Below are 13,247 nucleotides of genomic sequence, written 5' to 3'. Positions count from 1 at the left end.
CCGGCAGTGCCATCGCCCGCATAAACTCCCCGCTCTCAAGGACTCTCGGATGACAAGGAATGTGGAATAAACAAGCCGCTATCAATCACTTGAACTCGCATGCTCACGCCGGCAGTACGGGGCGCTGTGCGGCCTATACCCGCCAGGCGATCGAAGCCGGCGGCGGTGGCGTGATTTTGCACAGGAAGCACTCGGCCAAGGATTTTGGCTCATCCCTGACCTCCGCCGGTTTTGTTGAGCAGCCGGCCGGCCAGGCTCCTGAAGCAGGCGACGTGGTGATCATCCAGCCCATTCCCGGCCATCCCCATGGGCATATGGCGATGTTCAACGGCAAACTCTGGGTGTCAGACTTCAAGCAGTTGCATGGTTTCTACCCGGGGCATTCCTATCGGGTGCAGAAACCCGACTACAAAATCTATCGCCATCCATAAGGGGTCATCCATGAGAATGCTTTTCTGCTCGCTGCTGGCTGCCGTCGCCTTGCATCAGCCACTGGCCCTGGCGGATTGCGCCAGTTCGCCCAAGCCGGTCACCGAGGCGTTTTACAACTGGTATCTGCAAACCTACAGCCAGGACAAGGATCCGCTGACCGACAGCGTCCCGGAGATGAAGAAGTATGTCTCGGACGCGCTGATCACCAAGATCAAGAAGCAGATGGCCAGCCCCGATGGCCTGGAAGAGGACTACTTCCTCAAGGCCCAGGACTACATGGATGAATGGCTGACCCAGATCAAGGTCAGCGAGCCGCAGATCCAGGGCTCCAGCGCCAAGGAACAGGTCACCCTGGGCAGCACCCCGGACACCACCCAGATCCTTGATGTGCAGATGATCAAGGATAAGGGCTGCTGGAAGATCGACGACGTGCTGTCCACCGCCGACCAGAGCGACTGACCGGCCGCCGCCGTCAAAAGAAGCACCGATCGCGGCTGAACGCAGGTCGTCGAAGCGGCCGACCTGCGCTGCCGATGTGCGCTGGCAGCAGCCGCGCAGCCTCCCCTCAACCTACGGTTTGGCCGGTGCTATCGGCCCCGGGGCTTTTACCTGGGTCATCAGGTCATCGTCCCACTGCCCCTCGACCTTGACCTGGGCCAGGGCGCCCAGCTCCATGGCTTCGATCAGGTTGTGGTTGAGGTACACGTAAGTGCCCGGTTGCTTGAAGGTGTAGAGCGCGGCCAGGGCCGAACCGCCGGGAAGGAACCAGGTCTCCAGGTTGCGCTGCGGGGCATTGGCGAATTTGCCGGTGGTCCAGACCCAGTCACCATGGCCGCCGATCAGGTGTGGACGGCTGTCGCGATTGGCCTGGGAATGGATAAACAGCACGCTTTCGCCGACTTTGGCGGTCAGCGCGTTGGCTCCGGTCAGCGCACCGACCCGACCGTTGAACACGATATGGCTCGGGGTCAGGGTGCGCATCACTTCGCGGGTGTCCTGGTAGCTTGAGGCCAGGTCCGGATAGTCCTTGTAGTGCCCGTCCTTATCCTTGGGGATATACAGGTCGAACTCACCGATGGTGTAGGCGCGGTCATAGTGCAGGGGCTTGCCGCCTGGGTCTTTCAAGCCGTCACGGGGCAGCACCATCAGGGTCCCGCTCATGCCCGAGACCACATGCCAGGGGACCATCCCCGCCGGTGCGCAGTGGTAGACAAAGGTGCCGCTGCGGTCGGCCTTGAAGCGCAGGATCACTTCCTGGCCCGGCAGCACTTGGGTCAGCGCCGCGCCGCCCAGGGCCCCGGTGGCGGCATGAAAATCGATGTTGTGCGGCATGGTGTTGGTGGCCGGGTTGCTCAGGGTCAGTTCGACATAATCGCCCTCATGCACCACCAGGGTCGGACCGGGCATGGACCCGTTGAAGGTCATGGCTTGCAGCGTGGTGCCCTGGTCGTCGATGACCATCTTTTTCTCTTCGACACGCATGTGAAACTGCATGACTTTCGGCGGCCCGCTGACCACCTGGTCATGGGGATGCACCTGGGGCGGTGTCACCAACTCCACCTTGACCCGTTGCAACCCGTCGGCGCCGCCGGCCAGTACCGAGGTGACGGCACAACCGCAGGCCACCACACACACCTTCAACCACGACTGAAAAGCCCCCATGTGCATCTCCTTGCCAATGAACGGTGATTCATTGCAAAGCAAGCCCGGGCGAGTCGTATTGTCTTGCGGCAATAAATCACGCTGGCGCCCTGCCAGCGCACGCACTGATTCAGGGAAAGGTGATCGAGGACACGATAGCGGTGATCTCGGCCAAGGTCCGCGGGCTCAGTTCCAGAGGCTGTGGATCGTTTTCCGCGGCGCCCAGCAGCACGTTATCGCCGTGCACCAGGCAAAAGCTGACACGGCCGAAGCTGTCCCGGCCCGGGTTGCGAAAACCGAAGATAAAGCCACTCCAGTTGGCCCCTTGCAGGGGCTTGAACACATAGCTGTTGGCCGGGCCGGCCTGGGGGCTCGGGACCCAGCCGTGCCCGGTGAGGGTGGCCGGGCATTTGTGTTCGCTGTCCTGGCGCAGGGACTCGATGGCCGGGTTGTATTCTTGCGCCGGGTCCGGCGTGTACGGCCCCTGGAAGCTGAAATACTCCGGGCTGTCGCACATCAGGCCGAACCATTTGTCCTGGCGTGCACCGGGTTTCCTGAAGCTCCAGGCATAGCCGGAATTGGTTTGTGCCTGCCACAGATAGGGTCGGTTGCGCGCCCGATCGCCGCGCTTTGCCTCAATAAACAAGGCATGGGGAGTGACGAAGGTCAGGAACTGCTGCTCAGCCAGTGGCAGGCTGAATTGGCAGCCGTCCAGGTGCATCACGGCCACCGCAGGCCCCGAAGCCGAGGCGGACCACCCGTTCTGATTGCCCACTTCCACCGTCGCCGCCATGGCCGGCACACAGATCAGGGCCAGAACCGCGCACCAGCCGCGTGCCTTGCACGGCGCCGTCACGGGTAGCTGAAGCGCTTGACCAGCGTCAGCTCACCCGGAGCGCGCATGGGCACGATAAACGACTCAGTCTTTTCATTCGGCGTGCCTTCCTCGGTGATCAGCGTGACCTGGGCGGTGGTCAGCGGCTGCACCGCGTCAGACTGGCTTTCGTCGTCATCGTCGGTGCTGCGATAACCGCCGCCGTAGTAGTTCACGTACACCAGGTACTGGCCTTTGAGCGGCGCCGGCATGGCGAAGATTTCCGGACCGTAGCCGGTGGTCACGTCCACGTCCAGGGCCGCACCGTTGGGCGCCACGCGGTCGCCGTACCAGACGTGAGCGCCGTCTGGGGTGATCAGGTGCAGGTCGAGGTCGGTGTTGTCGCTGTCCCAGGACAGCAGCACCCGCAACTTCGGTGGCGTGGCGCCGCCGCCACTGTTGAGAAACTGCACGCGCTTGCGTTGCTGGCCATCGGCGCTGCGCACTTCCACGCTGTTGCTGCCGTTGGTAAAGGAAAACGGCCGATCGAAGCGCCCTTCGCCATCCAGTTTGAGGGGCATGGCAACGCCGTTGACGATCAGTTTGCCCGGCTCGCCGCTGGCCTTGGGCGCGCCTTTGATCTGGCCGCTGATGCGCGCGGTGTCGGACTGGCCGGCCGGGGTGTTGACCGACGAGGCCGGGTAATTGACGGTCTGCTCGAACAGTTCGCCATCGGCCGCGCCGGTGCGCCAGCCGCCGCGCGGGGTGTCGAGGTGAATGCTGCTGTCGGCCAGGGCCGGCGCCAGGGTGAACAGCCCACAGAGCAGCAGAATGACCGGGGGATAAGGAAGTTTCATGGCCTATTCCAGTAAAAGGTGGCGGGCAAGCCCTTCGATGTAGGTTTCATCCTGGCCATTGGGATGAGCTTCAAAGGCCAGGTGCAGGTATTCATGGGTCAGGTCCAGGCGGTCCTGGAGCGACAGCACGCCGCGCACGTAAATGCGCTGGCGCTCGCGATCGACATACGGCCGGCCAAAGGCCAGGCGGCACACCGCAAAATGGTTGACTTCGTTGTAGCCAATCTCCCGATCCAGGGGCTGGCGCCAACGGCGGCGCTGGTTTTGCAGCCAGTCCTGGGCCGCCGGCAAGGGTTCGCAGGAGGCCACCGGGTTGTCCCAGCGGCTCAAGCTGGCCCTGGGGTAGGCGTGCAGCAGGATGGCGTCGTAGCGCTGGCCGGACCGGGCCTGCTGCACCGCCTGTTGCCAGGACAGTTTGTCTTCGCCGGTCTGATCCGAATGGTAGGTAACCTGGGTCCCGGCCAGGATCAGGTCGCTGGTCCAGGCCGCAACGGCCCGCGCCTCGCGAGTGGCCGGACGCGGCGCCACGCGCTGGCGGTCGCTGCTGTCGTCGATGCTCAGGCACTCGCCGCTGCGTCCGGCGTTTTGCAGCAGGTAGGTGCGGATCGCCACCGCCAGGGCCTTGGCCGCCTCGACCGGTTGCGCGCTGGCTTCGCGCTGCAACACCCGCGCGACGTATTCCTCACGGTCCAGGCGGGCCACCAGGCGCGGTTGGCCGGCGTCCTGCTGCAAGAACAATTCGCCGCCGCTGTGGATGTCCAATTGATTGCCGTTGACGAACTCGACCCGGTAATCGCCCTGCAAGGCTCCGGTCTTGATTGCCTGGCCGTTCTGGCTGAGCCGTTGTATCGGGTAGCGGGAAAACAGATTGACCGCCACGCAGCGACCTTTATCCAGCGGCTCGTTGACCGGCAGCACGGTGGCCAGGGCCTCGGCATAGTCCTTCAGCACCCGCTGGCTGGTGCCACGGCCCCCGACCCAAAGCGGCGTGCCATCCGCCAGCCAACCGGCAAAACCACCCTGGCGCGATTGCACGTCCTGCTCGCCGAGCCAACTCCAGGTCTTGACCCGCAAGCGCCCGCCGAGGGCACCGACCACCAGGCCGTCACCCGCGTGCAGCACCACATCGAGCAGTACCCGACGCGCCTGGTCCTGAGCCGGCAGCACGGCCAGCATCTGCAACAGTTCGGCCACCGGCACCCGGGTCTGCGGCTGCAACTGGTTCAGGTCCAGCAACCACGGCGGCGCCTGGCGCGCCTGCCAGTAGCTGCGCCAGGTATCGGCCTGCACCTGCAAACGCTGGGGCTCGAAATACAAACCGCAGGAACGCACCAGCGCCTGGTCGCGGCCAATGCTGCCGCCGGCGGTGCAGCAATAGACTTCTTCCTTGGACTGGCCCTGGCAGGCATAAGCCGGCTCCTGGGCACCGGTGTCCGCCAGCCAGGCATAGACGAACAGCTTCCACAGGCTGCCCAACGGTGCCTGCAGGCTGGCCGGCAAAGGCTCGCGCGCCAGCACCTGAGCCTGACTCAGGTGCAGCAGCTCATCGCCCTGGGCGGTTTTCCAGGCCAGGCGCAGCGGCTCGTCCTGGGCTGTTGCCAGCACCGGGATCAAGCACAACCACAGCCAGGCCAAACGCCGTGTCATGTTATTTGACCGTGACCTGACCCAGCGCCGGCTTCTGCTCCGCCGCCTGATGCTCGGGCGCATAAACCTGGAAGTAACGCGCCGCCGGCAGATTGAACTGGCCCTTTTGCGAGAAGCGGATCAGGTGCCGCAGGCGCACTTCGCTTTTTTCGCCCAGCACTTCCAGCGGCACGGCATAGGCCATCTGCCCCGGTTCGAAACGAGCCTTCTCCAGGGACGACGCCTCGGCACCGGCCAGCCCCGCCAGCTTGATGCCCCAGGTGGTGCGCTCGACATCGGCGCCCGGTGGCAGCGGCACTTCGAGCATGCCGTAAGGCAGCGGCTTGCCACCCTGGTTGGCGATGATCACCTCGTCCAGGTACAGGCCATCACTGGCAATCGGCTTGTTGCCCACCGCTTCCAGCTTGAAGGTGAAGCTCTCCTCACCCGGCACCAGACGCAGCAGGCGGCGGCTAATGGTCACCGGCAGCGCGGCGACAGCCGGCTGCTTGCTCAGGTAGCTCAGGGAGGCCCGCAGCGGACGCTCCTCGGCCCCGGTCAGCGACAGCACGCCAGGCACTTGCGGGCCTTGCCACTGCCAGAAGGTTTCACCGCTGGCGCCCTGCTGCTGTTGCCAGCCCGGTCCAGGTTTCAGCGCCACTGCCGGGGCGGCCTGCTCGACGCTGCGTTGCAGCCAGGTCAGGGCCAGAGCGCGCTCCAGGGTCGATTGCGGCAAGCGCAGGCGTTGCAGCAAGGCCTGGGCGCGAGCGGCATCGAAGGGTTGCAGCGACAGGTTCAAGGCTTCGGTGAACGGCGCCGAGCTGACTTCCAGGCGTTGCCGCGCATCTTCAAGCTGCGCGGCGAAAGCCGGCGGCGGGGTGACCTTGAGATCACGGGCCAGACCGGCGGCCAGCACCCGGGCGCTGGCCAGGCCAAGGGCCGAGTCCGGATCATTCATCACCAGGCTGTCGTCGCCGTCGCGCTCTTCGTCGGCATAACCGGCACCGGCCTTGGCCAGGTCATCCATCAGGCCGCTGACCAGGGTGTTGACCGGCAACTGCATCTGCCGGGCGAACGACAGGATCAGCGCCCGTTGCAGCAGCGGGGTGTTGCCGGCCTCTTTGGAGTAGACCTCCAGCACCCGCTGCCAATGCTCCGGCGGCAGGTTCAGCTGCAGCACCTTGCTTGCGTGCCAGTCGGCGTAATAGGCGTAGGCGGTGAGGAAGGCGTCGGCATCGGCGTCGCCACCCCACCAAGTGAAGGTGGCTTCGGGACCGGCCATCTGCACCAGGCGCAAGCGGCTGTTTTGCAGCATCAGGCGCAAGCGATCGCGGACCTGCGGGTTGGCGGACAACGCCGGGTACGCCACGCTCAGGGGCAGCAGTTGGCTGGCGGTCTGCTCGACACCGCCGTAGGGGTAACCCAGCAGGTCATCCAGCACCGAGCGGAACAAGGCTTGCGGGCTGTCGTCCAGGTGCAGGCGCAGGTTGCTGGCGTCAGCCGGCAGGTTCAGCGGCGTATCGCCGTTGGTCACGTCCAGGCTCTGGGTCTGCGCCACTTGCCAGCCGGCAGCGTCGCTGCTCAGGCGCACCGCCAGTGTGTCCACGGCTTTGCCGCCCTGCACCAGCTCAGCGGTCCAATCGCCATTACCCACGGCGATGGCCGGTAGGGCCACGTAGTTGATGCCCTTGTTCAGGGTCAGGGGCAGGCGCTGGGTTTCCCCGGCGTAATGGATCACCAGTTCGGCCTTGACCGGTTGCTCGGCCTGGCTGAAGGCAAAGACCCCAAGCTCCGGATGATCACCGCTGCGGAAACGGGTCGGCCCGCTCCACTTCAAGTACAGCGCCTTGTCGGAACGCACGAACTGCTTTTTCTGCCCGACCTGGCCGTCATCGGCAATGGCGCGCGCGGTGATGCGCCAGCGGGTCAGGGAATCCGGCATGCGGAAGGTGAAACGGACCTTGCCGCTGGCATCGGTCAGCAGCTCCGGCTGCCAGGCGGCGGTGTCGACATCTTCGCGCCGCGGCCGCTCCAGGACCTTGACCCCACGCTCGCTGCGGTTGGCCTTGCCCGGTGCCGCCGGGGTGCCCGGCAACGCCACGTCATAACTGATAAACGACAGGCTGGCGCTGGTGCGCACGTTGTTGCGGCGCGGGTGGTAGAAGAACTGGTCGATGGTCGGGGCCACTTCCGGTTGCAGCGCGTAGACCATTTCGTCGACCACGCTGACCGTCAGGTGCGCCGGGATCGGCTTGCCGGCGAACTGGGTGCTGAGGTCCACGGTCACGGTTTCGCCGGGCTGGTAGCTGTCTTTGTCCGTCGCCACCGCCACGTCGATCTGCGGCGTGATGACCTTGATCCCGGCGTTCTGGAAGCTGTATTCGCCACCCTTGGTGTAGAGCACGGAAAAGGTCAGGTTCGGCGCAAAGTTGCCTTTGACCGGGACCCGCGCGCGGTACTGGGTTGGGCTGAGTTTTTCCACCTTGAGCCAGTCGCCGCCCTTGGACAGCAGCGCGGTGGACTCGACCTTGTCCCGTTCCAGGGACAGCAGTGCGTCGTTGACCGGCTCGGGGAAAGTGATCAGCGCCAGCGCTTCATCGCCGGCCTTGTACTCCGGCTTGTCGAGGACGATTTCCACAGTGCCCGGCACCGATTTGACGCCGTCGCCGGTGACCGCATGGCCGGTACCGCCCAGGACGCGATCGTGCTCGTCTTTCAGGGTCAGGTTATAGGTGCCCGGACGCTCGAAGCTCAGGGCAAAGCCCTTGTCCGCCGCGGCCAGCTTGCCTTCGCCGGTGCTCTGGTCTTCCAGGCGCACCCAGCTATAACGGTTGGGCTTGAGGTTCTTGCCTTGTTCGGTGCTGCTTTCGCTGGCGTAGCTGAACTGCACCTTCTCGCCCACCGCGCTGAAACGCTGGGGCGCACTCAGGCTGAAGCTGGCCGCGCCACGCTCGATGAGGATTTCCTTGGTGGTCTTGACCCGGTACGCCGCACCATCGCTGGCAAACACCGTGAGCATGTAGCGGCTCGGCTTGGTGGCGGCCGGCAGGTCGAGGGTCGCGGTGCCTTTGGCGTCAGTGGTCAGTTCGGTGCTGGTCAGCTCGATCGGGAACTGGCCCATGTACTGCAATTCGTTGTCCACCATCGACAGCTGCTGGGAGCGCAGGCCCAGTTCCACCTTGGCATTGGCCACCGGCTTGCCGTCCGGGTAAAGCAGCACCAGGCTGCCCTTGATCGGCTCGTTGGTCTTGAAGTCCTGCTTGGCCAGGGCCAGGGAGATTTCAAAGTGCGGCTTGATGTATTCGGCCACGCGGAAGGCGCTACTGTAGACCTGATCCTTGTAGCTGAAACGCAGTTCATAACCGCCGGCCACGGCATTGTCCGGCAGTTGGAAGCGGCCTTGGGTGCCGGCCTTGGAGTCCAGGTTCAAACTCAGGGACTGCAGGGCGGTGCCCATGGCATCGAGCACCGTGACATTGACCGGCGAGGCACCGGGCTGCACCGAATCACGGGCGTTCTTGAATTCACGGCCGACGATTTTCAGCGACACCCAATCCCCCGGCCGGTACAGCGGCCGATCGGTAAAGGCATAGAGCTTGGTGTCGTAGATTTCGCTGTCGTAGTAGAAGTTTTCCGAGACAAACACCCCGCCCTCTTCGTCCTCGCCAATCACGTAGGAGCGTTCCGGGCTGACGTGCTTCAGGCGCAGCAGGCCATCGGCATCGGTGGCACCGCTGCTCATCACGCCCAGGCCGTCGGTCCACAGCACATTGACCTTGGGCACCGAGCTGCCTTCATGCTTGCGCGCGGCCCAGACCAGCAGCTCGTCGCCGGCGATCTTACTCACGGCCACGGTGTTGGAAACAAAGACCATGGTCGTCGCCCGATACTTGCCCACCAGCGCTTCCACCAGGTACAGGCCCGGCTTGAGGTTGCCCAACGGGATATAGACGTTACCCGGCGCGACGCTGACGAACTCGCTGGAGGAACCCGCCAGGTTGACCCCGGCCGGTGGCTGGATCGGCTTGGCTTCCCACAGCGGGTAGCGGAACTGAGTCACCAGCGGCAGGCCCTTGATCAGCGCGAATTGCGGCGGCGCATCAAATTTGGTCGGCACCAGCATCGAGTTGCCCATGCGCAACTCCGGCACTTCGTCGATCACCTGCTTGCGCGACTCGTAGGAGAACGCGCGCTGCATCACCCGGCGTGACTTGCGGTACCAGTTGTCCCACAGGTAGGCGGTCGTGTTGGACAGGCCTTCGCCCTTGAACTGGCCATCACTGACCACCCGGTGCAGGTTTTTCTGGCGCTTGAGAAAGTCCAGCGGCTGATTGATCCGGTACACCCGGATGTCCGCGCCGCCGTACGGCTCCATGCGGTAGCGCCGGTAATCGCGGCCCGGTGCTTCGAGGCGCACCATGGCCTGCTCGTCGCTGGCAAAGCTGCTGTCGGCCAGCAGGAAGAAGCTCTCGCCGGACACCGGCGCGTAGTTGCTGGACAACACCGAGTCTTCAGCATTGGCCAGGGACACCGGCACGCAAAGGGCCAGCAACAGGCTCAGGCGAAACAGAAAACGGGGCATACGCGATTCGCTCATTGGGTGAGGAAGTTCAGTCGATAGACGCCGATGAAGTTGGGGTTGGCTGAGTCGGGTATCCATCGGGTGTCCTTCCATGTCATCAGTTGCTGCACGCTAGCCGAGCGCATGCCGTTGTCGGTGGGGGTGGTGGTGCCGGTGTGATAGGCGATGTTGCGGCCCATCCAGATCATCAGGTGCTGGTCGTCGCCCTGATCGAAAAACATCAGGTCGCCGGGACGCGCCTGGGCCAGGTCGCGGCCAACCAAATGGCTGTTGAACTGGATCAGCTTGATCGCATTGACGTAAGGGCCGACCTTGCCGCCGCCCTGCTGCCATTGCTGGGCCAGGCTGCGTTGCGCCGCGCTCAATTCCAGCTCGGGCGGCAGGTAGCGGTTGGAGATGCCATTGCTGCGCAGCCATTTGCCGTCATGCACCTTGAGCGCTTCATTGGCGGCAAAACGCACCAGCCCGGCACAGTCCTGCTGATACCAGCGGGGGCTCGGGCCCTGGGTCAACTGTTCCTGGGCGATGCGCACGAACCAGGCGCGAAACACCTGGGACTGCTGGGCGTCCAGGGCCGGTGCCGGTGCCGGTGCCGCCTGGGCCGCATTGCCCAGCAGCCACAGCGCCAGCCAGCAACCGCCCAGGCTCCTGCGCAACGCGATCACAGCGCACGCCATTGCAGAGGCAGCCATTGCCAATGGCCATCCGGCTCGCTGCCTTCGGGCAGGGTCAGGGCGTACTTGCCGTAGCTGCCGAGCTTGCGCAGCTTGGGCACCAGGTAGGTTTGCGCGGCGTTGTTGAACACCGGCTCCATATCTTGCGGCAGGCTGTCGAAGGTTTCCTGCTGCATCAGTTGCGCCAGGGAATCCGGGCCGAGGTAGACCGGCACCAGCACGTCCTTGGGCACGACATCGGCCAGGGGCGGGAAGCGTTTGTCGAGGGTGCCCAGGGCCTTGTCCACCAGCTTGTCGTCAAGGGAGAACAGCAGGGTCGAACCGTGCCGCGCCAGGCTGACCTGGAGGAAGGCCCTGCCGGAAATGGCCTGGGGGTCCTTGGCGTCCCGGGCCGAGTACTGCCCGAAGTTGGAACTGACCTGGCGCTGCCACTGGTGGCTGTCGCCCTTCTGCTGCTCGGTCACCGGGAAAATCCGCTCCGGCACATTGGGTTCGTTGGCGCCGACCATCGAGCCGAACAACGTACCCAGTTCAGCGTCGAGCTTGGCACTGTCCTGGTCCTTGAGACTGGCCACCAGCAGCGGCGTGTACAACCGCGAATCGGCATACCAGCACAACCCGGCCGCACCGGCCATGTGCTCGGTCAGGGCCTTGGCCACCGAGGCCTCGGCACCCAGCTTCACCAGCAATGGTTGCTGCTGCTCGGCCGCGAGCGGCAAGGCCACGCAGGCACTGGCGCCCATGGGCATGGCTTGCCAGATCGGTTTGAAGTCGAAGTCCGGCTGGTTTTCCTGCTCTTCCATGGCCAGGAAGCTGTGCCAGCCCTGCTCGTCCATATCAAATCGCAGGCCGGCGAAGTTCGGAATGAACCGCTGGTATCCCATGGCCAGCACGCTGGCATTGACCGTCAGCCGCTGCTTGATCTCGGGCGTGCGCGCTTGCAGGCCGAAGGCTTCGGGGAACAGCTTGTCACCCTTGAGCAGGGCCTCCAGGGATGTGGTCGAAACATGCCCCGGCTCGTCGCTCGGGCCGCTGCCCGGGTCGTAGAGTTTGCTGGGGTTGGACAGCACCACCAGCTTGTCGCCATGGGAGGCGAACACCAGGGACCTGCCGGCATTGAACGTCAGTTGATAGAGCGCCACGTCGTCGCCGGCCACTTTCAGGTCGCCGATCTTGCTCAGTTGAGTGTCATCCAGCGCCACCTTGGCCAGGGGTTCCAGCAGTTTGGCCAGGCCACCACGGTCCATCACCAGCAGGAAGTCCTTGAGCCGGCCATCGGGGGTGCGCCACAGGGCCACATCCGCCGGCTGGTCGAAGAGTTCCTCGATCAGGCTGTCCTGCAGCTTCAAGTCATGTTCGTAGACGATCCGCCGCAGGCTGCCGATCAGACCGAGCCGGTCGGCATGGGACTCGTAATAGAAGACGAAATCCTCGGTCAGGGTTTCGCGCAGGAACGGCACTGCCAGCAAGTCCTTGGGCAGTTGGCTCAGGGAATGGGTTTCGAGCAGGCCATCGGGCCGGCTGAGGCCGAGTTTTTCCCCGGCCAGTTCCGCCACCGGGGCTTTGGATTTATGGAAAAACCAGCCCATGCCACCGGCTGCGGCGGCCACCAGGCACAGGCCAAGCGCCAGGGCCGGCCAGCGCCGTTTGCTGGAGGGTTGTTGCGTGCCTGGCACGCCAGCAGCCGGGGAAGCAGTGTTTTCGCTCATGATTCGCAAAGCCCAATTCATCCGTGGAGCGGGATGTTCAGTAGTTGAAAGTCTTGACCAGCAACAGGTCGCCAATCGCGCGCATGGGCACGATAAAGGTTTCGCGTTTCTCGTTGACGGTGTTTTCGTTGAGCACCAGGTTGATCTGCGAGGTGATCACTTCGTTCTGATTGCTGCCCGCGTCGAAGTTATAGCCGCCACTGCCGAAGTTGCCCCAGTAGTTGACGTAAATCAGATAAGTGCCACGCAGCGGCGCGGTCATGGTGAACATTTCCGGGCCGGGGCCGTCGACGCCATCCGGGTCGAGGCCGCCGCCATTGGTCAGGCCCGGGTGGCCGAAGAACGCATGCTGGCCGTCGGGGGTGACGATGTGCATGTCCAGCTCGGCCTTGGGGTCGTCCCACCCCAGCACCACGCGGATCCGCGCCGGCGTCTTGCTGGTGTTGGCCTCGTAGAACTGCACGCGCTTGAGGGATTTGCCCTCGGAGCTGCGCACCTCGACGCTGTTGGAGCCCGCGCCAAAGGCATAGGGCCGGCCGAAACGGCCCTGCTCGTCGGTGTACAGGTTCAGTGGGTTGCCGTTGACCGACAGGCTGTGGGGTTGCCGCAGGTGCCCCATGGCCTTGATCTGGCCCTCGATCATCGTCCGATTGCGCTGGATGCCGCGATCGATGGGGGGCGTGGGGTAAGCAACCTGAGGGTTTTCGCTGCGGTCGAGCAAGCCGGAATAACGCCAGCCGGCAAGCGGTTCCTGGAGTTCGGCGGAGGGATCGGACCACGCGCATGACGCCCAGAGCAGGACGCTCAGCAGTGACCAGAACCGGCGCATGTTGTGCTTCCTGCCATGCATGGGAAAACCCTGGCGCCAGATCCGCGGCGCAGCAAAGAATCGTCAGAGAGGGCCCTTTAAAA

10 protein-coding genes are annotated in these 13,247 nt (G+C 64.3%); 2 read left to right on the top strand and 8 right to left on the bottom strand.

Annotated elements, in window-relative coordinates; translation table 11 throughout:
* The first annotated feature begins 59 nt into the window (after positions 1-59).
* Together ACOZJV_RS27925 and ACOZJV_RS27920 are read left to right on the top strand one after the other, a co-directional pair.
* Positions 60-431, top strand: a complete 372-nt coding sequence (locus tag ACOZJV_RS27925) for a cytoplasmic protein (RefSeq protein ID WP_078471619.1) — start codon at positions 60-62, stop codon at positions 429-431.
* A 10-nt stretch (positions 432-441) separates the two neighbouring features.
* Positions 442-891: a DUF3828 domain-containing protein gene (locus ACOZJV_RS27920; RefSeq protein ID WP_078471618.1), complete on the top strand. Its 450-nt coding sequence runs from the start codon at positions 442-444 to the stop codon at positions 889-891.
* A gap of 111 nt (positions 892-1,002) precedes the next feature.
* Here the strand turns inward: ACOZJV_RS27920 and nirK are convergent, their stop codons facing one another.
* From nirK to ACOZJV_RS27880, 8 genes are all read right to left on the bottom strand, one after another.
* Positions 1,003-2,094: a copper-containing nitrite reductase gene (nirK, locus tag ACOZJV_RS27915; RefSeq protein ID WP_421548961.1), complete on the bottom strand. Its 1,092-nt coding sequence runs from the start codon at positions 2,092-2,094 to the stop codon at positions 1,003-1,005.
* Between the two features lie 109 nt (positions 2,095-2,203).
* Positions 2,204-2,929: a hypothetical protein gene (locus ACOZJV_RS27910; RefSeq protein WP_421548960.1), complete on the bottom strand. Its 726-nt coding sequence runs from the start codon at positions 2,927-2,929 to the stop codon at positions 2,204-2,206.
* A complete protein-coding gene (locus ACOZJV_RS27905) occupies positions 2,926-3,744 on the bottom strand; it encodes a YfaP family protein (RefSeq protein WP_421548959.1) in 819 nt (272 codons plus the stop codon). The genes ACOZJV_RS27910 and ACOZJV_RS27905 overlap by 4 nt, the downstream gene beginning before the upstream one ends.
* A 3-nt stretch (positions 3,745-3,747) precedes the next feature.
* Positions 3,748-5,391, bottom strand: a complete 1,644-nt coding sequence (locus ACOZJV_RS27900; protein ID WP_421548958.1) for a DUF2300 domain-containing protein — start codon at positions 5,389-5,391, stop codon at positions 3,748-3,750.
* 1 nt (position 5,392) lies between these two features.
* The gene (locus ACOZJV_RS27895) at positions 5,393-9,967 is read right to left on the bottom strand and encodes an alpha-2-macroglobulin family protein (protein ID WP_421548957.1); all 4,575 of its coding nucleotides are present in this window, start codon (positions 9,965-9,967) and stop codon (positions 5,393-5,395) included.
* Positions 9,964-10,629 (bottom strand): DUF1175 domain-containing protein, encoded by a 666-nt coding sequence (locus tag ACOZJV_RS27890; protein WP_421549032.1) that lies wholly within the window; start codon positions 10,627-10,629, stop codon positions 9,964-9,966. The genes ACOZJV_RS27895 and ACOZJV_RS27890 overlap by 4 nt, the downstream gene beginning before the upstream one ends.
* Positions 10,614-12,335 carry a DUF2138 domain-containing protein gene (locus tag ACOZJV_RS27885; protein WP_421548956.1) on the bottom strand — a complete coding sequence of 574 codons (1,722 nt, stop codon included), beginning with the start codon at positions 12,333-12,335 and terminating at the stop codon, positions 10,614-10,616. Before ACOZJV_RS27885 ends, ACOZJV_RS27890 begins: the two co-directional genes overlap by 16 nt.
* A 37-nt stretch (positions 12,336-12,372) precedes the next feature.
* Complete coding sequence (locus ACOZJV_RS27880) at positions 12,373-13,164, bottom strand: YfaP family protein (RefSeq protein ID WP_078471610.1); 792 nt, start codon at positions 13,162-13,164, stop codon at positions 12,373-12,375.
* Between the last annotated feature and the right edge of the window lie 83 nt (positions 13,165-13,247).

Origin of the sequence: Pseudomonas sp. QD4 (genome assembly GCF_049199125.1) — a bacterium.
Lineage (GTDB): Bacteria > Pseudomonadota > Gammaproteobacteria > Pseudomonadales > Pseudomonadaceae > Aquipseudomonas.
This window is presented reverse-complemented; position numbering and strand designations above follow the sequence as displayed.